Annotated in this window: 26 protein-coding genes; 11 read left to right on the top strand and 15 right to left on the bottom strand. The window is 61.1% G+C overall.

All coding sequences use genetic code 11. The features are described from left to right. Nucleotides 1–17 precede the first annotated feature (17 nt). Nucleotides 18–1,370, top strand: a complete 1,353-nt coding sequence (locus LOY28_RS03170; RefSeq protein ID WP_258613052.1) for a 3-oxoacyl-ACP reductase — start codon at nucleotides 18–20, stop codon at nucleotides 1,368–1,370. 2 nt (nucleotides 1,371–1,372) lie between these two features. Then, nucleotides 1,373–2,227 (top strand): MaoC/PaaZ C-terminal domain-containing protein, encoded by an 855-nt coding sequence (locus tag LOY28_RS03165; RefSeq protein ID WP_258613051.1) that lies wholly within the window; start codon nucleotides 1,373–1,375, stop codon nucleotides 2,225–2,227. 41 nt (nucleotides 2,228–2,268) lie between these two features. On the opposite strand, the gene LOY28_RS03160 is transcribed toward LOY28_RS03165, so the two are convergent. Continuing rightward, nucleotides 2,269–2,679: a response regulator gene (locus LOY28_RS03160; RefSeq protein WP_111455400.1), complete on the bottom strand. Its 411-nt coding sequence runs from the start codon at nucleotides 2,677–2,679 to the stop codon at nucleotides 2,269–2,271. Nucleotides 2,680–2,764: 85 nt separating this feature from the next. Then, nucleotides 2,765–2,962: a Flp family type IVb pilin gene (locus tag LOY28_RS03155; RefSeq protein WP_258613050.1), complete on the bottom strand. Its 198-nt coding sequence runs from the start codon at nucleotides 2,960–2,962 to the stop codon at nucleotides 2,765–2,767. Between the two features lie 327 nt (nucleotides 2,963–3,289). Between LOY28_RS03155 and cpaB the strand changes: the two genes are divergently transcribed. The 5 genes from cpaB to LOY28_RS03130 all read left to right on the top strand — a co-directional run bounded on the left by cpaB (nucleotide 3,290) and on the right by LOY28_RS03130 (nucleotide 8,573). Further along, a complete protein-coding gene (gene cpaB / locus LOY28_RS03150; RefSeq protein ID WP_018928397.1) occupies nucleotides 3,290–4,222 on the top strand; it encodes a Flp pilus assembly protein CpaB in 933 nt (310 codons plus the stop codon). A gap of 86 nt (nucleotides 4,223–4,308) precedes the next feature. After that, on the top strand, nucleotides 4,309–5,514 hold the full coding sequence (locus LOY28_RS03145) for a pilus assembly protein (RefSeq protein ID WP_258613049.1): 1,206 nt from the start codon (nucleotides 4,309–4,311) through the stop codon (nucleotides 5,512–5,514). Beyond that, nucleotides 5,511–6,791, top strand: coding sequence for a CpaF family protein (locus LOY28_RS03140; protein ID WP_018928399.1), 1,281 nt, complete (start codon nucleotides 5,511–5,513; stop codon nucleotides 6,789–6,791). The genes LOY28_RS03145 and LOY28_RS03140 overlap by 4 nt, the downstream gene beginning before the upstream one ends. 10 nt (nucleotides 6,792–6,801) lie before the next feature. Then, complete coding sequence (locus LOY28_RS03135) at nucleotides 6,802–7,686, top strand: type II secretion system F family protein (protein ID WP_258613048.1); 885 nt, start codon at nucleotides 6,802–6,804, stop codon at nucleotides 7,684–7,686. Beyond that, a complete protein-coding gene (locus LOY28_RS03130; RefSeq protein ID WP_064616076.1) occupies nucleotides 7,683–8,573 on the top strand; it encodes a type II secretion system F family protein in 891 nt (296 codons plus the stop codon). Before LOY28_RS03135 ends, LOY28_RS03130 begins: the two co-directional genes overlap by 4 nt. Before the next feature lie 57 nt (nucleotides 8,574–8,630). On the opposite strand, the gene LOY28_RS03125 is transcribed toward LOY28_RS03130, so the two are convergent. The 3 genes from LOY28_RS03125 to LOY28_RS03115 all read right to left on the bottom strand — a co-directional run bounded on the left by LOY28_RS03125 (nucleotide 8,631) and on the right by LOY28_RS03115 (nucleotide 11,234). Next, a complete protein-coding gene (locus LOY28_RS03125) occupies nucleotides 8,631–9,005 on the bottom strand; it encodes a DUF6124 family protein (protein WP_086944033.1) in 375 nt (124 codons plus the stop codon). Between the two features lie 845 nt (nucleotides 9,006–9,850). After that, nucleotides 9,851–10,654, bottom strand: a complete 804-nt coding sequence (locus tag LOY28_RS03120; protein ID WP_018928403.1) for a response regulator transcription factor — start codon at nucleotides 10,652–10,654, stop codon at nucleotides 9,851–9,853. 109 nt (nucleotides 10,655–10,763) lie between these two features. After that, on the bottom strand, nucleotides 10,764–11,234 hold the full coding sequence (locus LOY28_RS03115) for a prepilin peptidase (RefSeq protein WP_018928404.1): 471 nt from the start codon (nucleotides 11,232–11,234) through the stop codon (nucleotides 10,764–10,766). A 75-nt stretch (nucleotides 11,235–11,309) separates the two neighbouring features. Between LOY28_RS03115 and LOY28_RS03110 the strand changes: the two genes are divergently transcribed. Continuing rightward, nucleotides 11,310–11,750, top strand: a complete 441-nt coding sequence (locus LOY28_RS03110; RefSeq protein ID WP_018928405.1) for a TadE/TadG family type IV pilus assembly protein — start codon at nucleotides 11,310–11,312, stop codon at nucleotides 11,748–11,750. Beyond that, nucleotides 11,747–14,512: an ATP-binding protein gene (locus LOY28_RS03105; RefSeq protein WP_258613047.1), complete on the top strand. Its 2,766-nt coding sequence runs from the start codon at nucleotides 11,747–11,749 to the stop codon at nucleotides 14,510–14,512. Before LOY28_RS03110 ends, LOY28_RS03105 begins: the two co-directional genes overlap by 4 nt. Here LOY28_RS03105 and LOY28_RS03100 read toward each other — a convergent pair. The 5 genes from LOY28_RS03100 to LOY28_RS03080 form a co-directional block, all read right to left on the bottom strand. Continuing rightward, entirely contained in the window at nucleotides 14,482–16,464 is a 1,983-nt protein-coding gene (locus LOY28_RS03100; RefSeq protein WP_258613046.1) for a pilus assembly protein TadG-related protein, read from the bottom strand. The two genes, LOY28_RS03105 and LOY28_RS03100, sit on opposite strands and share 31 nt — an antisense overlap. A gap of 253 nt (nucleotides 16,465–16,717) precedes the next feature. Next, nucleotides 16,718–17,275: a DUF4136 domain-containing protein gene (locus LOY28_RS03095; RefSeq protein WP_018928408.1), complete on the bottom strand. Its 558-nt coding sequence runs from the start codon at nucleotides 17,273–17,275 to the stop codon at nucleotides 16,718–16,720. 53 nt (nucleotides 17,276–17,328) lie between these two features. Continuing rightward, nucleotides 17,329–17,958, bottom strand: coding sequence for a DUF4136 domain-containing protein (locus LOY28_RS03090; protein ID WP_258613045.1), 630 nt, complete (start codon nucleotides 17,956–17,958; stop codon nucleotides 17,329–17,331). A gap of 12 nt (nucleotides 17,959–17,970) precedes the next feature. Then, on the bottom strand, nucleotides 17,971–18,720 hold the full coding sequence (locus LOY28_RS03085) for a methyltransferase domain-containing protein (RefSeq protein ID WP_018928410.1): 750 nt from the start codon (nucleotides 18,718–18,720) through the stop codon (nucleotides 17,971–17,973). After that, nucleotides 18,720–19,022 (bottom strand): MazG-like family protein, encoded by a 303-nt coding sequence (locus LOY28_RS03080; protein ID WP_258613044.1) that lies wholly within the window; start codon nucleotides 19,020–19,022, stop codon nucleotides 18,720–18,722. The genes LOY28_RS03085 and LOY28_RS03080 overlap by 1 nt, the downstream gene beginning before the upstream one ends. A 191-nt stretch (nucleotides 19,023–19,213) precedes the next feature. Here LOY28_RS03080 and LOY28_RS03075 point away from each other — a divergent pair, with 191 nt between their 5' ends. Both LOY28_RS03075 and LOY28_RS03070 read left to right on the top strand, forming a co-directional pair. After that, a complete protein-coding gene (locus LOY28_RS03075; protein ID WP_018928411.1) occupies nucleotides 19,214–19,507 on the top strand; it encodes a hypothetical protein in 294 nt (97 codons plus the stop codon). Between the two features lie 85 nt (nucleotides 19,508–19,592). After that, nucleotides 19,593–20,933: an MATE family efflux transporter gene (locus LOY28_RS03070; RefSeq protein ID WP_018928412.1), complete on the top strand. Its 1,341-nt coding sequence runs from the start codon at nucleotides 19,593–19,595 to the stop codon at nucleotides 20,931–20,933. Between the two features lie 23 nt (nucleotides 20,934–20,956). On the opposite strand, the gene LOY28_RS03065 is transcribed toward LOY28_RS03070, so the two are convergent. The 5 genes from LOY28_RS03065 to LOY28_RS03045 form a co-directional block, all read right to left on the bottom strand. Beyond that, a complete protein-coding gene (locus LOY28_RS03065; protein WP_258613043.1) occupies nucleotides 20,957–21,754 on the bottom strand; it encodes a DUF4123 domain-containing protein in 798 nt (265 codons plus the stop codon). Beyond that, a complete protein-coding gene (locus tag LOY28_RS03060; RefSeq protein WP_258613042.1) occupies nucleotides 21,751–23,073 on the bottom strand; it encodes a contractile injection system protein, VgrG/Pvc8 family in 1,323 nt (440 codons plus the stop codon). The genes LOY28_RS03065 and LOY28_RS03060 overlap by 4 nt, the downstream gene beginning before the upstream one ends. Before the next feature lie 233 nt (nucleotides 23,074–23,306). Beyond that, entirely contained in the window at nucleotides 23,307–25,220 is a 1,914-nt protein-coding gene (gene speA / locus LOY28_RS03055) for an arginine decarboxylase (RefSeq protein WP_018928415.1), read from the bottom strand. Nucleotides 25,221–25,440: 220 nt separating this feature from the next. After that, a complete protein-coding gene (locus LOY28_RS03050) occupies nucleotides 25,441–25,812 on the bottom strand; it encodes a translation initiation factor Sui1 (protein WP_007914613.1) in 372 nt (123 codons plus the stop codon). Nucleotides 25,813–25,987: 175 nt separating this feature from the next. Beyond that, nucleotides 25,988–26,545 carry an NUDIX hydrolase gene (locus tag LOY28_RS03045; RefSeq protein WP_018928416.1) on the bottom strand — a complete coding sequence of 186 codons (558 nt, stop codon included), beginning with the start codon at nucleotides 26,543–26,545 and terminating at the stop codon, nucleotides 25,988–25,990. Nucleotides 26,546–26,548 lie beyond the last annotated feature (3 nt).

The following is a 26,548-nucleotide window of genomic DNA, read 5'->3' as shown; positions in this document are numbered from 1 at the left end:
CTTCTGGAGCGTGATTCATGTCTGACCGCTATATCGACTTCGCCAATTCGTCCATCGGCCATCGTGTGGTCGGTGCCCTGGGTCTGCCGTCGCCGGTACGGCTGGAACGCTGGCAAGCAGGCCGATTGCGGCCTGTCGAGGGGGCGCTGTTGATTGGCGGTGGCCCGCTGACGGAAAAAGTCAGCACCCTCGCCAACCGCTTGACCGACACGATTTACAGCTACGGCACCGACCCGACCCTGGCCACCGCGTGGATTCCCGGCCACGGCCAGAAACTCAAAGCCGTGGTGTTCGACGCCAGTGACCTGGTGCAGGTCGATCAGCTGAAACAGCTGCGCGAGTTCTTCCAGCCACTGATGAAAAACCTCGATCACCATGCGCACCTGGTGATTCTTGGTCGCGCGCCAGAGACCTTGAGCGACCCGTTCGCCGCCAGCACCCAACGGGCGCTGGAAGGGTTCAGCCGTTCGCTGGCCAAGGAACTGCGCAACGGCGGCACCTTGCAGCTGATCTATGTCGGCGAAGGGGCCGAAGATCAACTCGAAGGCCCGTTGCGATTTTTCCTCTCGCCCAAAAGTGCGTTCATTTCCGGACAAGTCATACGTTTGAAGGCGTGTGCGACGCAGGTGATGGACTGGACACGCCCCTTGTCAGGGCGCAAGGCACTGGTAACCGGGGCAGCCCGGGGCATCGGCGCCTCGATCGCCGAAACCCTGGCCCGGGACGGCGCCGAGGTGATCCTGCTCGACGTGGCGCCGGCCAAAACCGATCTCGACGCCCTGGCCGCTCGCCTCGGCGGACGCAGCATCACCCTGGACATCTGCGCCGAAAACGCCGCCACGCAACTGATCGAACACTTGCCGGACGGCGTCGACATCGTGGTGCACAACGCGGGCATCACCCGGGATAAAACCCTGGCCAACATGACCCCGGAATTCTGGGACGCGGTGCTGGCGGTCAACCTCAACGCACCGCAAGTGCTGACCAAGGCGCTGCTCGACAGCGGCACCCTGCGCGACGACGGCCGAGTGATCCTGCTGGCGTCCATCAGCGGCATCGCCGGCAATCGCGGGCAAACCAATTACGCCGCGAGCAAGGCCGGGCTGATTGGCCTGGCCCAGGCCTGGGCGCCACTGCTGGCAGGGCGCGGCATCAGCATCAACGCGGTGGCGCCAGGGTTTATCGAAACCCAGATGACCGCGCACCTGCCCTTCGGCGTACGCGAAGCCGGGCGGCGCTTGAGTTCGTTGGGCCAGGGCGGCCTGCCGCAAGACGTCGCCGAAGCCGTGGCCTGGATGGCACAACCGGGCACCGGAGCGTTTACCGGGCAAGCACTGCGCGTGTGCGGGCAAAGCGTGTTGGGAGCCTGACCATGACCACCGACTGGCACACACTCAATAGCGAACCGGGCTTGCAGACGCTGTATTTAAGAGCGGCAACGCGACGCAAAATCACCGGCACCGCACTGCCTGAGCTGGGTTATCACTGTTGGGTCAACGTCGATCCGAAACGCCTGGAGGCTTATCGCAAAGTGTGTGGTTTCGCCGACAACGGGCTGCTGCCACCGACGTATCCGCACATCCTGGCGTTTGCCTTGCAGATGCAGCTGCTCACCGCCAAGGCGTTTCCCTTCCCGCTGCTGGGGCTGATTCACTTGAGCAATCGCATCCGAGTCATGCGCCCCATGGGTGGCGTGAGCCGCGTGCGGGTCAGCGTGAAGGTGCAGAACCTGCAACCCCATGCCAAGGGCGCGACCTTCGAGTTAGTGACGACGCTCGACGACCAATTGGGGCTGCTGTGGGAAGCCGAAAGCCAGATGCTCTGTCGCGGGGTCAAACTGGCAGGCGAGCCTGTCGAGCAAGCGTTTGCAACGACCTTGTCGCTGACCGAAGTGGCCCACTGGAAAGCACCGGCGGACATTGGTCGCCGGTACGCCAAAGTGTCTGGAGACTACAACCCGATTCACCTGAGCGCGATCAGCGCCAGACTCTTCGGCTTTCCCAGCGCCATCGCCCATGGCCTGTGGAACAAGGCGCGCACCCTGGCTGCCCTGAGCGATCATCTACCGACGGCCAACGTCGAGATTGCGGTGCAGTTCAGAAAACCGGTGCGTTTGCCCAGCGAAGTGACGCTGATGTCCAGCGCGGAGGGGTCCAGTGGGGACTTCCAGTTGATGGGGAGCGGGGAGATCGAGCATATGGTGGGGCAGTGGCGGCCGGTTGCCTGATGGATTGTGGTGAGGGGGCTTTCCCCCTCGCCACAGTACGCTCAGGAACTCACCAAACCCCGAGGCTGCGGAAACAAATTATTCAACGTATCCAACAAACGCACGTGATAGATCGGCTTGCGAAACAGATCCAGCACCTGCAAGCGCAACATGTCACTCACATCCTCCATATCCGCATGCCCCGACGTCACAATCACCGGCAAATGCTGACGAGCCGTGTGCTCACGCAGACGCTTGATCAACGATATGCCGCTTTCCTCCGGCATCCGCAAATCAGTAATCACCAGCGCAATATCAGGATGACGAGTCAAATGATGCAGGGCGAGCTTGACCGACGTTGCCGTAAAACACGTAAAACCCTCGCCCTCCAGCAACTCCGCCAGTTCCAGTAACGCATCCTCCTCATCATCGACCAGAAGAAGCTGTTGCCGAGGGAGGGCTGGAGCGTTCATGGGGCAACACCTGCAATGGACTGAGCCATGACGTTAGAGGCCCTTTACGGGATTGGCAAATGACTGCCCATTGCCAGCCTTCAAATCAAAGCGCGTTTTGAAGCGTGAGGAACATTGCGGAGACCCTCGTGGAGATGGGTGTCACAAACGCCGCAAGCGCGAGTGCCACCATGCCTGCAATGATCGCGTACTCGATGCCCGAAGCGCCTTCAGTGTCTTTGGCAAGGTCTTTGTAAAAAGCGATTTGGGATTTGATCTTCTGAACCGTTTTAGTGAAGGACATGACGCGTCTCCTGAATGACAGCGGTTGTTGCACTGCCGCAACATGATTCCCATATGCCAGCATCAGCATTGTCGGCAAACCCATGCCCAACAACTGTAAGAACGCATTAATACTTAAGCAGTAACCGGTTGATTAACGTCACAAAACAGTACTTTGGGCATCAGCCCGTTACTTTTGTCAGATATTTACCGCTCAGTGATGGCATTTTGCTTTACCTGCGCTACCGTCAAATAGCGAAACAGTCCCACGTTCATAACTGCCTGATTACGAAGTCATCTCGTTAGAAGGCTTGGGGGCGTTACGCCGCAGGAAAGGGGGAGAGCCTTCATGAACAGCCGCGTCACCCTGGGCCTGGCCGGGCTGTTCCTGGCAGGCGCCATCATTGCCGGTTACTGGGGGCTGGCGCTGAGTCGCCAACCGGCCCCCGAGCCTGTCGCACAAATCGGCACATCAACGCCCTCGATACTGGCCTCGGTGGACGACCCGACCCGCCAACCGGTGGTGGTGCTGCTGCGTGATATCGCACCGTTCGAGCAGATCACCGCCGCCGACGTGACCCTGGAAAAACTGCGTACCGCCCCGGTGGGCTGCCTGACCCGTCTCGAACAAGCCATTGGCCGTACACCCTGGCGCGCGCTCACCGCCGGCAGTTGGCTCAATGATCAGAGTTTCGAAGCCGGCGGTACGCTGGCGCGGATGATCCGCGCCGATGAACGCGCCCTCGCCGTGGCGGCGGATGATGTGATCAATGTCGGCGGCCAATTGAGCCCCGGCGATTATGTCGATGTGCTGCTGTTTCTGCGCATGGACACCAACAACCTCCAGCAGTCGGCCCAGGTCGTGGTCCCGGCGTTGCGCGTACTCGGGGTCGGCGAGCAGTTGGGGCTGACGAATGATGGCAAGCCTGCCAACCCGGCACTCAGCCATGAAGAGAAACTCAAGCAGGAACAACTGCGCACCAGCGCCCGCACCGTGTTGCTCGCCGTCCCTGAATCCCTCTTGAGCCGCCTGATGCTCGCGGCGCAGGTCGGGGTTTTGCGTCTGGCTGTGCGCAGCGCCGAGGAACAACGCCTGAGCCAATACTGGGCCGGCCGTGGTGACTCATCGGCGAGCCTGGCCAACGCCAACCGCGAGCTGGTGCAGTTCAGTCAACTCGCCCTGGCCGGCACTCCACAATCCCCCGCCCCCAGAGGCGCAGCACCTCGCAAGCCGAGCGTGGAAGTCATTCGCGGCAATGCCGTCACCCAACAAACGCCCTGAATCGAGCGAGGACTCTCCATGCGCAGATGTTTCACGCAGCACTTCCTCGAAAACGGCCACGTCGATAAACACGGCGGATTATCGCAATGAGCCAAAGCCAGAACCTGAGCCAGACCTTCCTCGCGATCACACGCAACAACACCGACTTCGAGTGGCTGCAAGGGGCGCTCGCCCCTTTGGGTCGAGTGATCAGCGCCGGGGGCGGCAACCTCGACGAGCTCCTGACACTGGTGGACGTGACCTTCGCCAGCCTGGTGTTCGTGGGCCTGGACCATGAGCATGTGGTGGCCCAGAGCGCGTTGATCGAGGGAGCCCTGGAAGCCAAACCGATGCTGGCGATCGTGGCCCTGGGCGATGGCATGGACAACCAACTGGTGCTCAATGCCATGCGCGCCGGAGCACGGGATTTTGTCTCTTACGGCTCGCGGTCCAGTGAAGTCGCCGGCCTGGTGCGACGCCTGAGTAAACGCCTGCCGACCGTGGCGCCGAACACCCAACAGATTCCACAAGGTGGCCTGACCGTACTTTACGGTGCGCAGGGCAATGGCGACGGCGCGTTGCTCGCCAACCACCTGGCGCACGTGGTGCAAAAGAGCGGCCAGCAAACGCTGTTGCTGGATCTGGGGCTGCCCCGTGGCGACAGCCTGGCCTTGCTGGGGTTGGAGAGTTCGTTTCATTTCGGCGATGCATTGCGCCACCTCAGGCGCCTCGACGCAACGCTGATCGACAGCGCCTTCACTACCTGCGACGCCGGGCTGCGAATCCTCGCCTACGCCAGCAACGATGAACCGCTCGAACAGACCAGCGCCGCCGAGCTGTACATGCTGCTCAGTGCCTTGCGCCAACATTTCCAGCACATCGTGGTGAACCTCACCGGCCAGTCGGACAGTGAAGCATTGCGCACCTTCGTCAGCCATTGCGACAAGTTGCTGTGGTACACCGATCAAAACGTGCTCGACTGCCGACGCAACCTTGAGGTGCTCAGCCGCTGGCGCGAAAAAGGCCTGAAGCTCGACCACGCCAGATTGCTGGTGGACCGCTACCTGCGCAGCGTCGCGCCGGACTCCGACACCTTGGGCAAAACTTTCGGCATGGAGGTGATCGCGGTGTTTGCCTACAGCCCGGAAGTGCGACTCAACGCCAAGAATCAAGGGCTGAGCCTGTTCGAGCTGGCCCCGCGCGAGGGCCTGACCCAAAGCCTGCGCGCCCTCGGCGAGCAGCTGGCCAAACGCTCCGAAAGCCCGGATAAGCCCAAGGCCGGCTGGTTCAACCGGTTGAGGGGCGTGCAATGAGCGGGGAAAAACTCTTCGGCGCGCCTTCGCACGGGCCGACCGGCAATACCGACCACGAAGGCCTGAAACTGGTGCTGCACCGCTACATCATCGACGCCATCGAAGAGTCCGGAAAAAACCTGCTGGAAGGGTCGCGGCCCATGCTGTCGCAGTTCGTCACCGACAAAGTCGCCGAATACATCGCCCGTCTGCACCTGGCGATTTCCCGCTACGAGATGGAACGGCTGGCGGAAGAAATCGTCGACGAACTCACCGGTTTCGGTCCGCTGGAAGTGCTGCTGCGCGACTCGGCGGTGACCGAAATATTGGTCAACGGCCCGCACCGGGTGTTCGTCGAACGTGAGGGAGTGTTGCACCTCAGTGACCTGCGGTTCATCGACGACCACCACGTCGAGCGGGTCATGCAACGGATTCTCGCGCCCCTGGGCCGACGGCTCGATGAGTCTTCGCCGATGGTCGATGCACGCCTGCCCGATGGCAGTCGGGTCAACGCGATCATTCCACCGATTGCCCTCGACGGCCCATGCCTGTCGATTCGGAAGTTCCGCAAGGACATGCTCAAAAGTACCGACCTGATGGCGATGCAAACCATCGACCAGGCGATCTTCGAGTTCATTCAGGAGGCTGTGGGCAAGCGTTGCAACATCCTGGTCAGCGGCGGTACCGGCACCGGCAAGACCACACTGCTGAACATTCTCAGCCAATTGATCGCCCCTCACGAACGGCTGGTCACCATCGAAGACGTCGCCGAACTGCAACTCGGCCATCCTCACGTGGTACGCCTGGAAACCCGACCGCCGAATGCCGAAGGCCACGGCGAAGTGAAGGCCAGCGACCTGATTCGCAACGCGCTGCGGATGCGCCCGGACCGGATCATCCTCGGCGAGATTCGCGGCGTCGAAGTGGTCGACGTGCTCACCGCCATGAACACCGGGCACGACGGCTCCATGAGCACCGTGCACGCCAACAACGCCCAGGATGCGCTGTTGCGCCTGGAGACGCTGGTGGGCCTGACCGGGCGGCTCATCGCCGAACGCACCCTGCGGCAAATGATTTGCGCGGCGCTGGACGTAGTGATCCAACTCACGCGCCTGCCCGATGGCCGCCGCTGCGTCAGCGAAGTGGTGGAGGTCGTCGGTATTCGTGACGACGTCTACGTGACCAACACCCTGTTCCGCTTCGACCGACACACCGGCCGCGGTTTTCTGCGCGAGGCGGCCAACCCCGCCGGCGACAAACTGCGTCGCGAGTCGGCACTCTCTCCCTTGGCGTATTGAGGGTCACGGCATGCTCAAACCGGCGCTGCTCATCCTGCTTTGCCTGACGCTGTTGGGGGTGTCGATCCGTTTGTTCTACAACAGTCTGCGCCAGGCCGGCATCGACCGAACCCTCGGCCGCCTGACCCAAGGGCAACCGCAACTGACCGTGGCGAAATCATCCTGGTCTGGCCTGGAACGGACCTTTCTACGCGCCGGCCTCGGGCGCCCCACCGAGCGCATCGGGTCGTGGCTGCTGCTCTGGGCCTTGGGCGCCCTGCTGGGGTTTGCCCTCGCGGGCTGGATCGGTTTGTTGATGTTGCTACTGGTGCCGCCCCTGGCTCTGCGGCTGTACATCAGCTGGCGATATCAGCGCCGACTCAAGCGCATGATCGAACAACTGCCGACGCTGCTCGACCACACCGTGCGCAGCCTGAAGTCCGGACGCACCCTGGCCGATGCAGTGCTGGGCGCCATCAACGCCGCCGAAGCGCCACTGAAAGACGCCATGGGTCGGGTTCAACGCAACGTGCACTTGGGCGTCAGCCTGCCAGACGCCATCTCGGACCTCGCCGAGCTGTATGAGAAAGACGAGTTTCGCCTGTTCGCCCTGGGCCTGAAGGTCAATCACCGCTACGGCGGCAATGCCAGTGAGCTGTTTGAAAACCTGATCAAAATGATCCGCGAACGAGACCAGGCGGCGCGCCAACTGCGCGCCATGACCGGCGAAACCCGCGTCACGGCCGTGGTGCTGGGGCTGATGCCTGTGGGGCTTGCCGGTTACTTTTTGGTGTCCAATCCGAAATACCTGTTGGCCATGTGGAACAGCGGCTCGGGACAAATGATGCTGGCGACCGCGTTCGGCTTGCAGGTCGTGGGCTGCCTAGCGCTGTGGCGCATGTTGCGAAGCGTATGAAAATCGCCCTGCTGCTGAGCGCACTGCTGTTTCTGGCGGCCACGCTGTTGCTGCTCAGTGGCCTGCTGGACCAGCACCGGCGTGCACGCCAGGTAGCCCAACGGCTGGACGGCAAACCGCTGAGCGACCATCGCGTCAGTCACTGGCTACAACTGCTGGGCGACAGCCGCATCGGTCAGCGTTCGATCCAACTGGACAACGAAACCCAGACCCTGCTCAACCGCCTCGGCTGGCGCAGCGCCCGACAACGCTCGCTGTTCGCCGCCTGCCAGATCGGCACACCGGTGCTGGCGTTGGCCCTGTGCCTGTTGATTCAGGGCCTGTTCTTCCCGCAGGTGAACAACCACTGGATCACTCCAACCCTCGCCACAGCCCTCGGCTACCTGCTGCCCAAACGCTTGCTCGCCGCCGCCGCGCAGCAGCGGCAAAAACAACTGGCGATCGAGGTATCAACCTTCATTCCACTGCTGCGCATCCTGTTCGAATCCGGCATGGCGGTGGAACAGTCACTGCGAGTGTTGAGCGTCGAAGGCAAACAACTGCTACCGACCCTGACCCACGAATTGCGCCTGATACTGGCGCGGGTCGATTCCGGTCTGGAACTGGGCGAAGAACTGAACAAGGCCACCCAATTGCTCGCGGTGGACGAATTCACCGACACCTGCGTGATCCTTCAACAACTGATTCACCAAGGCGGCGGCGCGATGAAATCACTGCTGGCGCTCAAGCTGCTGCTCGATGACCGACGCCTGACACGCTTGCAGGAATACATCTCCAAAATGTCCGCGAAAATGTCCGTGGTGATGATGCTGTTCCTCTTCCCGGCATTGCTGATCGTGCTGGCCGGACCGAGCTTCACCGCGCTGGCGCGGGCTTTTGGTTCTTGAAAGACTGACGATCCTGTAGGAGCGAGCCTGTGGTGAGGGGCCCGCTCCTGCAAGGGGTCAGCTGTGTGGCGCGGCTTTTGGTACGTCGACGTTATCCAGCACCCGATTCACCGCCAGCTCGGCCAGCATGATCACCTGCTGAATCGCCAGGAGCGTATGCCGCTGCGGGGCGTCGACATAGGCGGCGATATCGCTGGTCATGACGCTGGCTGAGGCCAGTGATTCGCAGACATGGGCCAGCAGGCTTTCGTTGTCCATGTCCGGGGCGACCTGAAACATCCTGCTTGGCTTGCGGCCTTCGGGTTGTTTGGGTGGTGGCTTGAGGTAGTGGTCGAGCGCGCGTTCGGCGGCTTCGTTGAGTTTTTTCGAATCGAGGGATTCGTAGGGCGAAACGTCGTCAGTTTCAGGGGGATTTGGTGTGGCTTTGAACATGATTACACCTCCGGGATGAAATGGAGCCACTTCCAAATTGCCGCGACGCAATTTGGGGTGGCAGCTGTACGCGGGTTCGCGGACCGACCCCTGAGGCTTGCTCGGCATACCCGAAGGTATCCCGCGCACAGTCGCCATGACACGAAACGACAGACACCAAAAAGTGTTGTTGTTCGGTGGAGCGATTATGCCTCAAGAATCGAGCCGCGACGCCCGGTCGCTGAATTGTCAGCGACGGACAAAGGCTAGAGACGCCGCTTCCGACGGGCAACCTGAAAAACATGTGGGAAGGTTCTGACGTTTTTACCGACCAATAAACATCGTTGCCTGTAAGGCCGTCTTCGCGGGCAAGTCGGATCGCCGCACCGCTCGCTCCTACAAGTGGGTCGGTGTATGTCTGGGAGAGATTGGTCGGCTGTCAGGCCGCCAGGATCAAAAGATCGCAGCCTTCGGCAGCTCACAGGGGAGCGGCATACACCCGCCAAACTACAGGCCGAGCGTTAGCTCGCCTGCCGCTTTTGATCTTGATCCACCCGCCCCTTCGGGAGGCTGAGTGGAGGTGTTCATCTGGGGATTGGCGCGCAGCGCCGTTCGACGCAGTCGAACACATCGCATGTAGGTTGAAGCGAAGCCAACCGTAGGGCGATGCCCCCAGATGAATACCGGAGCGAAGGAACCCCGAGCCTCAGCGAGGGGCCGTACGTTCGGGGCGAGACCTTTTGGTTACTTTTGGGGCGTTTGCCAAAAGTGACCCGCTGTAAGAGCGGAACCCTAAGCAGCCGTTACCGCAGAAATGGATATGTACCCGGTCAACAAGAACATGGTCGGCCCAAAGGCCGCCAAGATCAATGCGCAGAAACCCGCCGCCCCCCGGCATTCCCGGGCGACAACGCCAACGCCACCTGCGTACGATTATGCATATGCGTCAACCGCAACACCTGCGACACATAAAGCTTCACCGTGTTCTCGGTAATCCCCAACTCACAGGCAATCTGATAATTGGTCTGCCCCTTGCCCACCAACTGCGCCACCTCCAACTGACGCGGCGACAACTGATTGAACACCGCCGGCATCCCCACCACCCGCTCCGGTTCACCGACCACACCGTCAACTGAACCTGACACAGGTTCCGGAGACGCCCCCCGACGAACCTTGTCCAGATCCTGATAAAGCTCATCGATCGATTCACAAAGATACTGCAGCTTCTGACTCAAATGCCCCAACTGCAGATTTCTCTGCCGCTCCTGCAAGGCCACCTCCTGACGCTGCAAACCTTCGAGCAACTCAGCCAGATCAATCGGCTTCTGATAGTAATCGGCGAACCCGATACGCAAAGCCTTGATCACATCCTGCTTGTTCGCATGCCCGGTGAGCATGATCGCCTCGAACGCCCGGTGCTTGCCCGACAACCGCTGCAGCGCCTGGACAAGCTGGATGCCATCCATGTCAGGCATCTGCAAATCACACAACACCAAGCCGATATTCACGTCTTCGCTGAAACGCTCGATCGCCTGATGGCCGGAGACACAAGGCACACAGCGATAACCATTGAGCTCGATGAACTCGCAAAGCTCTTCGACAATCAACGGCTCATCATCAACCACAAGAACTTTTACTGCCGAGGTAAGCTTGTTCACGTGCCACTCCATGCCAAGTCTGGCTTGGCTGCTCCTGCACCGACACCACAGGCTGTACAACAACAATTTTGAAAGTAGACGCACTTTCCAACTATGTACATAGAACAGGGGACGCCTGCGATTAATGCATCCAGGCCAGTGTGAGCAGCACACCCACCAGCACGAACGGCGCAAAGGGCTGCTTTTTTGACGCGCCAGGCTCCAGGTAACGAAGACGCGCTCTAAGCCTCTGCCCCATATGCAGCCAGAGTCTTGGCGCCAGCAGCAGCCAGAGCACACTGGCCACCCCGGCGCCGATGAAACCGCCGAGCAGGTGCGTACCGTCCGTCGCAAGACCCAGCGTCGCCATCAGCTTCACGTCGCCTGCCCCCATGCGTCGCACTGCATAACCGGGCAAGGTGAAGGCCAATGCCAACAACAAAGCCCAGCCGCCCTGCACCGCCTCGGCCCCCAGCCACGTAGTCCCTGTCCACAACAGATAGATAAGCGCCAGCACACCTGCACCGACGGTCAGGCCATTGGCGATGTGGCGCTCTCGGGCATCCTGTGCTGCGCAAAGCGTCAGCCAGATGAGTAGGACAAGGCTCTGCATCCGGTAAAAAACGTCCGTTTTGGCTGAATGATTCTATGCTGACACTACGCAGTAATTGTCAGGGTAGACGCACTCATGAAAACAGGCCTCCCCCGCAAGCAAAAAGGTGCCGTGGCGATTGAGTTCGCCTTGGTATTCGTGATTTTTTTCGCCGTGTTTTATGGGTTGGTCAGTTACAGCCTGCCGCTGTTGCTGATGCAATCGTTCAATAAGTCCACGGCCGAAGCGGTGCGTCGCAGTGTGGCGCTGGACCCGAGCACCGCCAATTACGACACGGCGGTCAGAAACATCGCGACCACCGAACTGACCCGGCAGCTGGCCTGGATTCCCGCCGCGCTGAACTTCAACGTGGCCACCGACGCCAGCGCCACCTACACCGGCGGCGTGCTGACGGTCAGCATCAACTACCCCACCAGTAAACTGAATCAAGTGCTGCCGTTTCTGGTACTGCCGGGAATCGGTTCGGTGCCCAATCTGCCGCCGACCCTCACGGCCCAATCGAGCCTGCAGTTTTGAGCTCCGGGGACAAACTCTTCGGGCGTCTGCTCAATCGTCACCCGCCACAGACCCCGAACACGCCAGAGCCTGCGAGCGTGCAGCGTGTCGGCTTGCAGCTGCATCTGAATGATGAAGGTCGAGTGATTCAGCTGAGCGGTCCGTTGCGGCATCTGCTGGCGCAACAGATACCCGACGCGCAGTCACCGCACCTGCTCGATTACCTCATGCCCCATAGCGCCCTGTCGGTCGAAGGCACACCGGCCGAGTGGCAAGGACAAAACCTGGACCTGGATTTTTTCAGCCTCGCCGGACAACCGCTGCACCTGCGCGGCTGGGTGCAGCCGTTGGGCGAAGGATGGTTATTGCAGTTGATCGACATCGGCGATCTGTTGCTCGAACGTCGACAAGCGCGCAGTCGTGAACAGTGCCAGTTGCTCGCGGCGCAGGTCAGCGAGCAGTTGCGCCTGTGCAGCCTGACGCGCCTGCCCGAGGTACTGGCCGAACAACTGCAAGGCCTGGCCCAGCGTTTTCAGATCCCGTGCATGGCCATGGCCTTGCTCGATGAACAGGCCGAGGGTTGGTTGATTCACCAGCAGTACGCGGCCTTCGATGCACCAAGGTTGTGGGAAACCCATCAACGCCTGGGCACCGGCCTCGACAGTTTGAATGGCTCAGTCCCCCAACAGCTGACACCCAGCGAGCACCCACGCCTGCAAAGCATCTTCGGTAATGCCGAAGGGTTCGCGGTGCCCTATCGCAATGCCCAGGGCGTGGTCGCGTGGTTGCTCTGTGGTTTCTACCCGGTGCAAGAACGTGCCCCCGACTTGAGCGAGCGCGACTGGTTGCAACTCACCGCCGCCCTGGCCGGGCCGCTGTTGGAGCGCTTGCGCGAGCATCAGCACCACCTGCAACTGGAGCGGCTGGAATCTCTACAAGCCTTGCTCGGTACCGGTTGGTGGGAGGTCTTCAGCGACCATGCCGAAGTGCAATTGGCGCCGTCGCTCGCCAGTACGCTGAACCTTGCGAGCACTCGTTTTCCGCTGCACGACTGGCTCGAACAGATTCATCCCGCCGACCGTGAAGAGCTGACGATTCGCCTGCAATCCTTGCAAGACGAAGGCGCGCCGTTGCTGTTGTGCGTACGTCTGCATCGCCCCGACACGGCGCAAGCGCCGATCTGGTATCGACTGCAAGGCCAGGCGTTGGGCATCGGTAAAAACCGCCGGCTGGTGGGTTTCATGCTCGACATCAGCGACATCAAAAACCAACAGCAGAACGCCGCTGCCGCCCATGCCCGGCTGGACAACCTGATCGCCAGTTCACCGGCGGTGATCTACGTGCAGCGCTATGTCGAAGGGGCGCTGCAACCGACGTTTTTCAGTGACAGCCTGTTGCCGCTGCTCGGTTGGTCGCTCGCCGATTGCGCCGCAGGCTCGCTGGTGGAGCGGGTCCATCCTGAAGACCGCGACGGCTATTTCGAGCGTACCCGGCAACTGCTGCGCGAGGGTTCGGTGAGCGCCCGTTATCGACTGCGCGACAGTCACGGCGATTACCACTGGCTGCTCGACGAAGCCAAACTGCTGCGCGATGACCTCGGGTTGCCGGTGGAAGCCGTGGGCCTGTGGCTGGATGTCACCGAGGCGACCCTGGCCACCGAGAAAGTCAAACAGAGTGAAGAGCGCTACCGGATCCTGGTGGAAGACTCCCCGGCGATGATCTGCCGCTACCGCCCCGACCTGACGCTGACGTTCGGCAACCGGCCTCTGGCGACCTATCTGGAATGCCAGCCCGAGCAGCTGCCGGGGGTGAATCTGGGCAGCTGGATGTCGCCGGAGCAGCGCGAAGCGTTCCTCCAGCGCCTCAGTAGACTGAGCCCGGAGTTCCCGGTCAGCACTGCGGAGATCAACCTGCAACTGCCGGGACGGGAACATGCCTGGTGGGTCTGGTCGGATCGCGGCGTGTTCGACGAAGAGGGTCGTTTGCTGGAAATTCAGGCCGTGGGCCGCGACAACACTGAGGTCAGGCGCGCCCAGCAGCAGCTTACCCAGAGCGCGAAAATGGCCACCCTCGGCGAAATGGCCACCGGGCTTGCCCATGAAATCAATCAGCCGCTGAACGTGATGCGCATGGCCATCGTCAATGTGCTCAAGCGTCTGAGCAATGGCGATGCGCAAATCGATTACCTGACTGACAAGCTCAATCGCATCGACGCACAAGTCCAGCGCGCCGCGAAGGTGGTGGATCACATGCGGGTGTTCGGCCGGCGTTCGGAGGTCGAGCAGCAGCCGTTCAATCCGGTTCAAGCCATCGAGGGCACGCTGGCGCTGCTGTCCGAAGGCTTGCGCGGCAAAGGCATTGAGCTGCGGGTCAGCGAGAGCGGTTTTGATGTGCAGGTGCGCGGTTACGTCGATCAGCTGGAACAGGTGCTGATCAACCTGATGGTCAATGCACGGGATGCGTTGCTGAGCAAACGCGAGGCCGACCCGGCGTTCAAACCGTGGATTTCGCTGTACGCCGAACGTGATGAGCATTCAGTGCGGCTGTGGGTCGAGGACAACGGCGGCGGCATCGACCCACGGTTGCTGGAGCGGATTTTCGAGCCATTCTTCACCACCAAACCGGTGGGCGTCGGTACTGGGCTCGGGTTGTCGGTGAGTTACGGCATCGTCGAGAACATGGGCGGACGGTTGAGCGTAAGAAACTCGGCCGAAGGCGCGCGTTTCTGCATTGAGTTGCCTGTCACGGGCGATCAGATCACCAGCGACGCGCGCCCTGAGTGACAACTGAGGTTGGCGCCGACGTCGACCTTGTTCAAGTCGACCCCAAGGCTTATCAGCACAGTGTTGATCAGACTATCGAGCAACGGGTTGAGCACGCCGTTGATTGCGCTGACCAGCAAACTGGTCACGCTGCTCAGGATCGCCCCCAGACCGCCGACGAGACTGCCTGACGGGCCATACATATCGACGTGAAGGTTGACCGGGGTGTTGAGCAAGTTGCTGACAATGCTGCTGGTGGAAAATGAATAGTAAAACGGCGGCTGGTTGATGTCCGGCAGGCTGTTGGCCGGTGGTGCGGAGTAGACATGGGGCATGTTGGTGTTCGCCGCCACACTGGTGTCGGCAACGACATCGATGCCACCACCGACGCCTGGCACACGCGGATCGCAGGTGATGGGCACGAACAACAACCTGCGACAGGTTTTGATCCCGATATCGATCAGTTTCAACGGCTGCACCGTGACCGTCGGTGGTGCGGTGTTGCTGCCGAACATACTGGCGGCATCGATCCGGCCGATTTTCAGGTTCACCAGCGATGCGCTGGTGTTGGTGGTCAGGGTTTTGTTGGTGTTGCTGATGCAGCTGTAAGCCGTGACGTAACTATCGGCACTGGCGACGTCCAGCGCCACGTCGAGCCGTATCGGCCCCGGTAGCACGATGACGTCGGGCGTCTGACAGGGCACGCCGATGGCACAGGTCAGTGAATTGAGCACCGCCACCAGGTCGAGATTGAGCAAGGCGTTGAGGGTGTTGGTCAGCGGTCCTGCCAGATCCGCCGCGGCATTGACCAGCGCCGCGATGGCGTCCAGCGCCGGCAAGTCGATCGACAACAACGTGCGAAGCTGTGCGGTTCTCACGTAGATCCGATTGGGCCCCAGCGGATCCAGCGCGGCGTTTTTCGGATTGCCGATCGCGGAGAGTTGCGGCGGCTCCAACACCTGCACCCGAGCGGTGATTTGCGCCAGCCCTGCCAGATTGATCGGCACTGTCGCCACCACACCGTTTTTCTTGTTGGCCAGTTGCACGACGCCTTCGATCAGGTTGAACACACTCACAGTCGTCTCGAACGTTGAGACGTCGCTGCCGTTCTCGACGTGCAGCAGATTGCCCAACACCACAGTCGTGGAGCCAGCGGCCACCTTGAGGGCTTGCAGACCGACAATAGTCGCCGTCGCGCCGAGGGTGCCGCCGGGGTCCAGCACATTGATGGCGGTCTGGATCAATTGGCTGACGGCCACCGAAGCGCCCAATACCTGGTTATACCCGGCGGCGTTGAGGCCGAGGTCGACCTTCAGTCGATCAAGGTAACCCAGCAGCCTGATGTTGGTGTTCACCAACCCATCCCACCCTGCCACGGACACGTTCAGACTGCCGCCGAGCAAACCGCCGAACAGCGCATTGAGGGTGGCCGACTTGCTGCTATCGATGCTCAGCGCTGTGGTGCGCAGGGTCAGCGATGCCAGCGGTGGCGGCAGCGCCGCAACGGCGGTCGCCGTCAGGTTGAGGGTGGCCCCGGCCGGCGCACCGCCGAACAGAGCGCCAACGCCACCGGCGAAACTCTGCGGCACTGAATGACTGACGATCACCCGAATGGCTTCGCTGCTGCTTGGGTTAGCCACAAAAACCCGAAGACTGTTGGCGTCCAGGCTCAAGGTGCCACAGGCTACCGCCAGGCTGCGCGTGGGGTCAGGAAGGGTGAAGCCGTTGCGGTTTACGCTGGCGGTGGCATAGGCGGTAGCGCTGGCACCCACGGCGCAATCACCGTTGCGCGTGGCAGCCTCCAGTGCGGCCATGTCGGCTATCCGCTGCAAGCTGCGTTTCTCCAGGTACAAGCGGCCACTGTCGACCACGATCAGCAGGAACACCAGGGCCATGCCGAGGGTCAGCACTGCCATCAAACCGATCGATCCCCGTTGCCGGGCCGGGCTACGAAACTGCAAGCAGGGAGACATGGCGCACTCCTTTGCCGGCACACCGCCGAGGGCTACCTCCATTGATGAAGAGCAGTGTAGACAAGGGTTTGCCGGATTGCTGGCAACTAGCCATCCCACCAACTTATTGTGGGCTTGTGTGACGACGAAGATCCTGTAGGAGCGAGGCTTGCCCGCGAAGAACGATAACGCGTAATGACTGAAAAACCGCGGTGTCTTCTTCGCGGGCAAGCCTCGCTCCTACAGGGGCTGTAGTGTTAGAGGGTTAAGCCATTTAGCGCGGTGGATAGTTAGCCAATATGCGCCCGACCGTCTGGCGTATCGTACTGCTGCGGTCCTCTGGCTTCGGTGTGCGGCTGAGGGTTTGCTCGTCGCTGCCACGCCACACCAGTTTGCCGTCCTTGCCATCGAGCAGGTCGATCTGGATGGTCGCCACCTTGTAGCTGACGTTGCGGGTTTCGTTGTACATCGGCCCGCCCCAATAACCGTTCCATGGGCCACCATAACCGCCACCATAGGAGGTGGTCACTTGTTGCTGGCGATCTTCAACGATCAGGTAGGTCTGCACCTTAAGGTCTGCCTTGGCGCCGGCGGCGGCCGGACGCAAGCCACGCTGATCCAGTTGATCGGCAACGGCCTGGCGGATGCGTTGCTCGGTCAGGTCACTCTTGATCCTTGGGTCGTCGGGACGGTATTGCACGGCGGGCTCTTTCCAGCTCCAACTGCGATAGGCGGCAAAGTCGCGACTGGCATCGAAGTCATGATTGACCTCGTTGGCGGCGCAGGCAGTGAGCAGCGCGGCGATGGCCAGTAAAACGAGACGGCGGAACATGATTTTTCTCCGATTGAAGACATGCACCTGCGGGAGGCTTCCTGAACAGGAAGCTAACTAGGAGGATACGCCGACATGGCCTTTTCGACTGCTTCGCGCAGGGCATCGGCACGTTCGCTCTGGTTGCCCTGACTGCTGGTTTCGGCACTGGCACTCCACACCGGTTGACCGGTGCTTGCGTCGAACAGATCGACCCGCACCACCACAACCTGTACCTGATAAGTACGGACGACCGGCACGCTGTTGTACATGCCGTAACCCGTGCCGTAGCGGTTGTAACCACCGCCGTAATACCCGCCGCCATAGCCGCCACCGTAACCAGAGCCGTCCTGCACCTGGCGCAAGCGGGTTTCCAGATGCAGGTCGGCGCTGACCAACAGGTCCGCCGGGCGGTTGTCGTGCAGTGGGCGCAAGCCGCGCTGGTCAAGGGCATTGCTGACGACTTCGGCCACCTGCTCCGAATCGGCCCAGGCCGTGCCCGCAGGCAGGTGCCCGTTGAGCCAGGCCCAGCTGCGGTAGCGACCGTAATCCCGTGGCGCCGCCGGGTAGGCGCTGCGGTCGAAAGTGCCGGCGGCCTGGGGCGGTGCCGGTGGCAAGGGATTGGACGTCGCGATGTAAGGGTTGCTGCCCTGACAGGCCGCCAACCCGAGACAGATCACCAGTAAACCTGAACGACTATTCATTGCGCACTCCGGTCAGATCGGCCGACAGATCCAGTGCAAGTAGCGCCCAAGCCCGGCGAAGCTTGGGTGACGGCGGTGAGCCAGTTCCATTTCGAGCAAGTCGAGCAGTTCGGCGCGGGCCTGGAATTCCACCGGCATGTAGTCATGAAAAACCCGCACTCCACTCTGGGTTTCGACCCGCCACAGCCCCTCAAGTTGCGCTGCCAGATCCCGTGGATCAAGCGGCTGTTGCGGCGTCAGGCTCTGCTTCTCGCCGGCCATGTCGTTCTTGCGCATCTTGCGGAAATGGCCCTTGAGCAGGTTGCGGTAGATCAGCGCATCGCGGTTATAGAACGCCAGGGACAACCAGCCGTCCGGCTTCGTCAGTTGATGCAACACCGGCAAAATCGCATGGGGTTCGGCCAGCCATTCCAGCACGGCGTGGCACAGCACCAGGTCGTAGGGTTCGGTGAGCTGACCAAGCAACTCCTGCCACGGCGCCTGAATGAATGTCGCGGTCTGCCCGGCTTCGGCAAAACGCTGGCGAGCGCCTTCAAGCATCGGCTCGGCGGGTTCGGCCAGGGTCACCTGGTGACCGCGCTGGGCCAGCCACAACGACATGTGGCCCAGGCCGGCACCGATGTCCAGTACGCGCAACGGGCGGTCCGGCAGGGTTTCGGCCAGGTCGGCCTGCAGCACCGCGAGGCGGATCGCCCCTTTGGCGCCACCGTAGATTTTTTCAGCGAAGCGGGTCGCCAACTGATCGAAATGACGGTCGCTCATCAGCTGAACCGCCGTTCGCTGTCCGCGAGCTTGTTACGTACCACTTCATTCATGTCCAGTCCCAACTCGCTGCACAGCAGCAGTAAATACAGCACGATGTCGCCGATTTCCTGCCCGGCATGGGCCAGTTTGTCCGCCGGCAACTGGCGCGACTGTTCTTCGGTCAGCCACTGGAAGATTTCCACCAGCTCGGACATTTCCACGCTCGCGGCCATGGCCAGGTTTTTCGGGCTGTGAAATTGCCGCCAGTCATTGCGGTCACGAATGGCGTGCAGGCGTTCGGTCAGTTCAACAAGGTTCATCGGGCTCTCCTGAAGGCGTATAGCTTCAGGGGGATGACGGGTGAAGGCAAGTGGCAGCGTTGTGCCTGCGTACTTGCGCCATACTCAAAAAAATCGCAGCCTTCGGCAGCTTCCACGGGAACCCGGGAGCACGATCAATAGCCCAAGGCTCGGATCCGGCAACCACGCCACCACTCCATCAGGACGTACACATGCAGGTAGACAGCTTTTTCGAATGGCTCGGCCAGGCAATCGGTTCGGTCATCCGTTTTATCATCGACACCCTCAGTGGCCTGTTCAACCTGTTGAGCAACGCCGGCAGCAATTTTGTCGAAGGGCTGGCCCAGGCATTGGGCATGGAAACCTCGATCATCAGCATCATCACCTTGATCCTCGGGCTGATGCTGCTGTGGTCGGCGATCCGCGCCTTCATGAACGCGTCGATCATCATGGGGATTATCTGGTTGCTGCTGGGGTTGTGGTTACTGAGCTGGATCATTCACTAAGGCAGCCACACAGGCTCGCTTCCACAATGGATTGATGCGGATTCCGAGTTCGTCGCTACAATGCAGGCGCCCCCAAGGAGCCTGCATGTCCAACCTGATTGCCGACTGGCGCGACCGTCCGACCCATCGCCGCGTCTGGGCGCTCGCCGCCCCGATGATTCTCTCGAACATTTCCGTACCGCTGGTGGCGCTGGTCGACAGTACCGTCATCGGTCACCTGCCCTATGCTCATCAGCTCGGCGCCGTCGCGGTGGGCGCCAGTCTGTATACCTTTCTTGCCTGGGCCATGGGCTTTCTGCGCATGGGCTCCACCGGATTTGCCGCCCAGGCTGCAGGGCGTGGGGATGGCGCTGCGTTGCGGCAGATTTTGCTGCAAGGTCTGTTGTTGGCCATGGGCCTGGCCATTTTGTTGGGGGCGTTGGGCGTGCCGTTGAGCGGGGTCGCGTTGCACTTCATGCAACCGTCGGCGGAGCTGGATCAACTGACCCGCGAGTTTTTCCACACACGGCTGTTCGGGCTGCCGGCGGCGCTGGCCAGTTATGCGCTGGTCGGCTGGTTTCTCGGCACCCAGAATGCCCGGGCTCCGCTGGCGATTCTGCTGAGCACCAACCTGGTCAACATCGCACTCAACCTGTGGTTTGTGCTTGGCCTGGAGTGGGGAGTGGTCGGCGCGGCACGGGCCTCGGTGATCGCCGAGTGGACCGGCGCATTGATCGGCCTATTCATGACCCGCAAAGCCCTGCGCGCCTATCCCGGCCATATCGCCTGGGCCGCATTGGCGTTGTGGCAGAGCTGGCGCCCATTGTTGGCGGTCAACCGCGATATTTTCATCCGCAGCCTGGCGTTGCAGTCGGTGTTCTTCCTGATCACCGTGCAGGGTGCACGACTGGGCGATGCCACGGTCGCCGCCAATGCGCTGCTGCTCAACGGCCTGCTGCTGACCGCCCATGCGCTGGACGGTCTGGCCCACGCCGTGGAAGCCCTGTGCGGACACGCCATCGGCGCTCGCGACCGTGATGCCCTGCGCCGCTCACTGGTGGTGGCGTGCGGTTGGTCGCTGCTGGCAAGCCTGGGGTTCGCCTTGCTGTTTCTGTACGCCGGGCACCTGTTCATCCAGATGCAGACCAACATCCAGAGCGTGCGCGACACCGCCTTCATCTACCTGCCGTACCTCGCCGCGCTGCCGCTGATTGCGGTCTGGAGTTACCTGCTCGACGGCCTGTTCATCGGCGCCACCCGCGCCCGGGAAATGCGCAACGGCATGCTGTTGACCGTGATCCTGCTACTGCCCTTCGCCTGGATACTGCAAGGCTTGGGCAACCATGGACTGTGGATAACCTTCCTGCTGTTCATGGTGCTGCGCAGCCTGACCCTTGGCACATTCGCCTGGTACTTGCGCAAGAACGACGGCTGGTTAAAAGGATGACGAGCGACATACCTTCAACCCGTTCAGGGTTGATCGTTCTGCCACAGGTTGCGCAGGCTATCGAGACGCTCCTGCTGGGTGGTTCCCGATAACGACTGCCCTGGCACGGCGTCAGGGTGCTGCAAGCGCAGCCATAACCAGCCATCGAGCACCGAGCGCTCACTGAAACCCAGCGCCAGCCCTTCCTGCAGGTGAGCCCACAAGCTGTTGTAGTCGGTGCCGGTGGATCGGCTCCAGCGCCAGGCATGCTGCTCCAGCAGGCAGGTCTGCAAGCTGTCTCGCTGACGCGAGCTGAGGTTTTCTTCGATGGCCAGCGGCCTGACGGCAAGCCGTGGATTGAACAACTGTTGCCAGCCCAGACAGCCAATGGCCCGATCGGCCCAAGTGCCGCCGAACCAGCGTAACTGATCGATCGGACCGAGCCAGCGACTCAGCTCCTGCGCATCGCAGGCATCGAAAAAGTAACTCGCCGTTTGAGGGTTGTAGTAACTCAACAAGGCCCGGTGATGCAGGCTGAAGGTGACGGTGAGCATGCGGCGCAAATGCTCCAGCAGTTGTGATGAAGAGGCTTCACTGACCAGCAGCAACCCGGCCCATGTATGCGGCTCACTTGAGTACAGCTCGGCGAGTGCCGGGCATTCGCGAAGGTCGACCAACACTGGCCCCTGCTCACGCAACGGATGAAACTCGGTGCCTTCGAACAGCCAGAACCATCGGACATGAGCAAACTGTTGCCGCAACATCGCACCGGCCTGAGGCACGCCCGGCACATCGAGCAACAGCCATTGCGGGGTCGAGTCGGGCGCCTGAACGGCAATCATGCCGCACCGCTCTGGCCAAGCTGCGTCGCTGCCCGGCAAGTGCATAAGGATTGCGCGCAATGACTGAAACTGCCCCCACCTGGCAGCAAACACAGGAGTACCAAGGGTTCGCTGGATTGCAGCAAGCCCAATAAACCATCAACCGCGCGGCTGGCTTCAGTGGTCGAGGCGGATAGCAGCTCGACCATGCCCGGCTCTGCGCTGGACGGTGCACCGGGAAGAAATCCGCTGATCAACGGTTGATCAGGATCACCTTCGATAAAGCTCACCAGCACTTGCGTGCCCTCACTCAAGGGCATGACACCCGCGCTTTCCAGCTCGCCAGACAACGGCAACCAACAGTGGCTGGGGGCTGCGCCTTCGCCCTGATATAGCCAGTCAAACTGCACGGCGACCGATCTGCCGGGATCGGGGCGAGATTCACCGACGTCGACTACCCATCCCCTTTGCAGGCTGTGCATCCTGGGTTTCACAACGGGATGAACCGCGATGTAAGGCACCTCCTGCGCAACGACGCGCAGCTGGTTGCGATACAAAAAATCTGGCTGTTGTCCTCCCTGATGCTCGACATGGGTCACTAGCCAGAGACGATTCCAGTCCGCATACGGATGACCGGACAACGGCATCAGTTGACCGCTGCGCAGCGTTGGCAGGTTCGTCTGCCCCTCGGCAATCTGCCCGCAGCCATGAAGCTTGAACTGATGCACTCCCGGTCGTTCGCTCACATCCTCGAAGACCCTCTCTTCGCCACGGCGAAACTGCCCCGGACCGTCGCCCAAGACCAGACAATGCCCGCGCGTACGGTGCTCGAAGTAGTAATGAAGCCGCTCCTGGGCGCATAGACGCTGGAAAAACTGCAGGTCCGACTCCCGGTACTGCGTGCAGAAATCACGGGACGGGTAATCGCCGTTCAGGTCGAAACGACGATCCTTGCCGGCAATGCCGTGCTCCTTGAGAACCTGGGCGAGAATGTCCGGCACCGAGCGATCGCTGAAAATTCGCTGATTGAAGCGCTGGGCCAGGCAAGCAAGCCTGGGACCCAGACGCACGCGACAAAGCCTGGGCTCATTGCCATGGCCGGGTTGAACGAGGCCAAGCAACTGTCCGTGAATACCCTCCCCCTGCGGCCCGAAGTGCAAAAAGGCCGAGCGGTACAGCAGGCTTGCAAGGTCCAGTGTCGGGTCATCGTTCAGTAGATCCACGTCGAACGCAAAAGGCTCGCTGATCGCTTCACTACCGGTAAAGGTCAAGACCTCAAAGGGGTCGGCAAGACCCGCTATATCCAGACGAAATGACGGCTCGTTGACTGAATCGAACATCGGCGATTCTCTACAGGAGGGGCGGCCGGGGATTCTCGCTGAGAGACATGGCCGAGTAGAGTGCCGAAGTACAACTTAGGAAATGACCTACGCGAAAAGAAGACCACATCGCTTGGATTGCTCGGTATGTGGGCTATTTCGCGTGACAAAAGAGAAGCCCCGCACCAGGTCATCTGAAATTTCCGCAACCTACGGAGAAATTTCAGACAACCTGATGGGCGCGGTGCCCTACCTCAAGAAGACAGGTAAGACGAACGGGTCAGGCCCAGACGCAAGGCATCAAGGAACTGGGTGCGCTCGCTGGCGCTGATGCGGGCACTGGCGCACTTGTCGCGGTAGTGAGTCATCAGCTCTTCCGGCGACAAGTGCACGTAACGCAGCATGTCTTCGATGGTGTCGTGGGTTTCGATACCAGCGTGGTACACGCTGCCGTCAGCATTCTGATAGATGTTCACCGAGTCGGTGTCACCGAACAGGTTGTGCATGTCGCCAAGAATTTCCTGGTAGGCACCGACCAGGAAGATCCCCAACAGGTAGTCTTCACCCTCGTTCAGACCATGCACCGGCAGGCTGGTCTCGATGCTCTGCTCGTCGACGTACTGCTTGATCTTGCCGTCGGAGTCGCAGGTCAAGTCTTGCAGCACTGCACGGCGCAGCGGCTCTTCGTCGAGACGGTGCAGCGGCAGGATCGGCAGGACCTGGCCGATGGCCCAGGTGTCCGGCAGGCTCTGGAATACCGAGAAGTTGCAGATGTACTTGTCGGCCAGCTTGTCGTTGAGTTCGTCGAGCACCTGACGGTGGGAACGCTGACGGGCCTTCAACGAGTTGTGCAGGCGGCGGCAAACGGCGAAGTAGCATTGCTCGGCCAGGGCTTTTTGCGCCAGGGTCAGCTTGCCATCGGCGTATTGGGTGGCCACGTCACTCATGTAGTGCGTGGCGCGCCAGTAGGTCTCGGTGACCATTTCGATGTCGGTCGGGCCGAGCAGGTCAACCAGCCACTGCACGGTTTCCGGCAGTTCTTCCTTGTTGTCGATCTTCGGCACGTCGTCGTTGTGTTTCTCGACGTCGGTCACCTGCACCACCAGCATCGCGTGGTGGGCGGTCAGGGAGCGGCCGCTTTCAGAGAAGATGTTCGGGTGCGGCAGGCTCTGCGCGTCGCAGAATTCCTTGAGCATCCCGACCACGACACCGGCGTAATCGTCCATGTCGTAGTTGATCGAACTGGCGTTACGCGAGTGAGTACCGTCGTAGTCCACGCCCAAACCGCCGCCGACGTCGATGTGATCGACCGGCAGGCCAAGGTTGCGCAGTTCGCCGTAGTAACGAATCGCTTCCTTGAAGCCGTGCTGGTAGTCCGCCAGGTTGGCGATCTGCGAACCCATGTGGAAGTGCAGCAGGCGAATGCCCTGGTCCAGGCCAGCGGCACGGAAACGCTCGACCACCGACAGCAGTTGCGCCGCCGACAGGCCGAACTTGGATTTTTCGCCACCGGTGTCTGCCCACTTGCTCGACGCCAGGGACGACAGACGCACACGCAGGCCGACCTGAGGCTTGACCTTGAGCGACGCCGCTTCTTCGATCACCAGACCGACTTCGGATTCTTTCTCGATCACGATGAACACGTTGTGGCCCAGCTTCTGGCCCATCAGCGCCAGACGGATGAACTCACGGTCCTTGTAACCGTTGCAGACAATGGTGCCGCCCTTCGGCGCCAGCGCCAGTACCGCCAGCAGCTCAGGCTTGGAGCCGGCTTCCAGACCGATCGATACGTTCTGGGTAGCGATGATGTTCTCGATCACCGCTTCCTGCTGGTTGACCTTGATCGGGTACAGCGCGGTGTACTTGCTCTGGTATTCCAGGCGCTCGATGTTGGCGTCGAACGCACCGGTCAGCTGACGCACGCGGTCTTGCAGGATGTCTGGGAAACGCACCAGCAGCGGCAAGGACAAACCGCTTTTGCGCAGTTGGTCGACTTGCTCGAACAGGTCGATAGGCGAACTGGTCGGGCCGTTCGGACGAACTTCGACGCGACCGGCGTCATTGATCGCGAAATACCCGGCCCCCCAATGGCGAATCCCGTAAACACTGCGGCTGTCCGCAACTGTCCATTGGCTGCCATCGTCTTTGCGTGTGCGTCTTACGGACATCGAAGTCCCCTATAAAGAAGTCATAGAGCGTCGCCTTGAGTTCAGGCCGGCGCAGTCTAAAGAATGAAAATGACGTTTCGTCAACGAGGGGGTAGACCTCGCTGACCGCAGTGAGTTTAGAAACCGGTCTTGAACAGGCTCTGTGAAAACCATGGAGACGACGCCAGACCAGAATGAAATCAGGACTGGATCAAGCCGCGGGTGGTTTTCACAGAGGCTGCTAGCCGCCGGACTTCTTCGCTTTGAAACCGTGTTTGATCAGCTCAGCCAAGAGTAGCTCGACATGATCGCCCTGGATTTCGATGATCCCGTCTTTCAACGCCCCACCGGTCCCACAACGTTTCTTCAACGTGGTGGCCAGTTCCTTGAGCGCGTCTTCGGCCAGCGGCACGCCGGTGATGGTCGTCACCGTCTTGCCGCCACGGCCCTTGCTTTCACGACGCACGCGAGCGATGCCGTCGCCGGCCGGGATAACGGTTTGTTTGCAGATGCAGGCATCCACCGGTTTACTGCATTCCGGGCAATGACGACCTGCGTCGGTGGAAAATACCAGGCCACCAAGGGCGGCGAAGGATGCGGCTTTTTTGGCCACCGGCAATCCTCTTGGGAGGACAAAGACTGATCGCAACCTTGGGCAAGGTTATCGACCGCGAAGCCCCACTCAGGCAGGGGCAGCGCTACTGAGCCGGGCACTGCCGGTTCAGCTTGAAAAGGTCGCGCAGTGTAACGGCAAAAAGCCGACTTGCTAAGAGCCAATCGGCGCCAATTTACAGCTCTTTTGCGACGTCATCCCCTTGGGCGCGAAGATAGCGCTTCAGGGCTGCCAAAGAGTCCGGGCAGTACGGCTTTTGCTGGATTTCCAGCAGGACCTGATCGATCGGGATAAAGCGCGCTTCCAGCACCTCTTCCGGCTGCAGGATCAATGGGCCGTCCCACACCGCCGAAAACGCCGAACACCAGAGCCGGTTGCCGGTGTCCTCGAAGAAAAAGTGATCGTGGGCGGTCAGTTCCACACCGCTCACCCCCAGCTCTTCTTCCAGCTCACGGGCCGCCGATTCGGCGTAGGTCTCGGTGGCCAGCACCATGCCGCCGGCCGCCACGTCCCAATAACCGGGATAAATCGCCTTGCTCAGGGTGCGCCGGTGAACGCACAGCTCACCGGCAGAATTGAACAGCATGATGTAGGTGCCGCGCCCGATCAGCCCACGCTCACGCAGGTCGGAGCGCACCAGGGCGCCGAGCAGGTTGTCCCGCTCGTCGACCCAGGCGATCTGTTCGGCATCGGAGGCCGCGCGGTGGGCGGCCTCTTTAGCGCTATCTACCATGAC

Origin of the sequence: Pseudomonas sp. B21-017 (genome assembly GCF_024749245.1) — a bacterium.
GTDB lineage: Bacteria > Pseudomonadota > Gammaproteobacteria > Pseudomonadales > Pseudomonadaceae > Aquipseudomonas.
Note: the sequence above shows the minus strand (reverse complement) of the source record. Positions and strands in the feature narration are given on the sequence as shown.

Coding starts and splice junctions, on each gene's coding strand:
- LOY28_RS03135 (WP_258613048.1), top strand. CDS start 6,802: ATGCTCAAACCGGCGCTGCTCATCCTGCTTTGCCTGACGCTGTTGGGG.
- LOY28_RS03125 (WP_086944033.1), bottom strand. CDS start 9,005: ATGTTCAAAGCCACACCAAATCCCCCTGAAACTGACGACGTTTCGCCC.
- LOY28_RS03120 (WP_018928403.1), bottom strand. CDS start 10,654: ATGGAGTGGCACGTGAACAAGCTTACCTCGGCAGTAAAAGTTCTTGTG.
- LOY28_RS03140 (WP_018928399.1), top strand. CDS start 5,511: ATGAGCGGGGAAAAACTCTTCGGCGCGCCTTCGCACGGGCCGACCGGC.
- LOY28_RS03110 (WP_018928405.1), top strand. CDS start 11,310: ATGAAAACAGGCCTCCCCCGCAAGCAAAAAGGTGCCGTGGCGATTGAG.
- LOY28_RS03160 (WP_111455400.1), bottom strand. CDS start 2,679: ATGAACGCTCCAGCCCTCCCTCGGCAACAGCTTCTTCTGGTCGATGAT.
- LOY28_RS03115 (WP_018928404.1), bottom strand. CDS start 11,234: ATGCAGAGCCTTGTCCTACTCATCTGGCTGACGCTTTGCGCAGCACAG.
- LOY28_RS03155 (WP_258613050.1), bottom strand. CDS start 2,962: ATGTCCTTCACTAAAACGGTTCAGAAGATCAAATCCCAAATCGCTTTT.
- LOY28_RS03100 (WP_258613046.1), bottom strand. CDS start 16,464: ATGTCTCCCTGCTTGCAGTTTCGTAGCCCGGCCCGGCAACGGGGATCG.
- LOY28_RS03170 (WP_258613052.1), top strand. CDS start 18: ATGTCTGACCGCTATATCGACTTCGCCAATTCGTCCATCGGCCATCGT.
- LOY28_RS03070 (WP_018928412.1), top strand. CDS start 19,593: ATGTCCAACCTGATTGCCGACTGGCGCGACCGTCCGACCCATCGCCGC.
- LOY28_RS03045 (WP_018928416.1), bottom strand. CDS start 26,545: ATGGTAGATAGCGCTAAAGAGGCCGCCCACCGCGCGGCCTCCGATGCC.
- LOY28_RS03060 (WP_258613042.1), bottom strand. CDS start 23,073: ATGTTCGATTCAGTCAACGAGCCGTCATTTCGTCTGGATATAGCGGGT.
- LOY28_RS03080 (WP_258613044.1), bottom strand. CDS start 19,022: ATGAACCTTGTTGAACTGACCGAACGCCTGCACGCCATTCGTGACCGC.
- speA (WP_018928415.1), bottom strand. CDS start 25,220: ATGTCCGTAAGACGCACACGCAAAGACGATGGCAGCCAATGGACAGTT.
- cpaB (WP_018928397.1), top strand. CDS start 3,290: ATGAACAGCCGCGTCACCCTGGGCCTGGCCGGGCTGTTCCTGGCAGGC.
- LOY28_RS03130 (WP_064616076.1), top strand. CDS start 7,683: ATGAAAATCGCCCTGCTGCTGAGCGCACTGCTGTTTCTGGCGGCCACG.
- LOY28_RS03085 (WP_018928410.1), bottom strand. CDS start 18,720: ATGAGCGACCGTCATTTCGATCAGTTGGCGACCCGCTTCGCTGAAAAA.
- LOY28_RS03145 (WP_258613049.1), top strand. CDS start 4,309: ATGAGCCAAAGCCAGAACCTGAGCCAGACCTTCCTCGCGATCACACGC.
- LOY28_RS03075 (WP_018928411.1), top strand. CDS start 19,214: ATGCAGGTAGACAGCTTTTTCGAATGGCTCGGCCAGGCAATCGGTTCG.
- LOY28_RS03165 (WP_258613051.1), top strand. CDS start 1,373: ATGACCACCGACTGGCACACACTCAATAGCGAACCGGGCTTGCAGACG.
- LOY28_RS03090 (WP_258613045.1), bottom strand. CDS start 17,958: ATGAATAGTCGTTCAGGTTTACTGGTGATCTGTCTCGGGTTGGCGGCC.
- LOY28_RS03095 (WP_018928408.1), bottom strand. CDS start 17,275: ATGTTCCGCCGTCTCGTTTTACTGGCCATCGCCGCGCTGCTCACTGCC.
- LOY28_RS03065 (WP_258613043.1), bottom strand. CDS start 21,754: ATGATTGCCGTTCAGGCGCCCGACTCGACCCCGCAATGGCTGTTGCTC.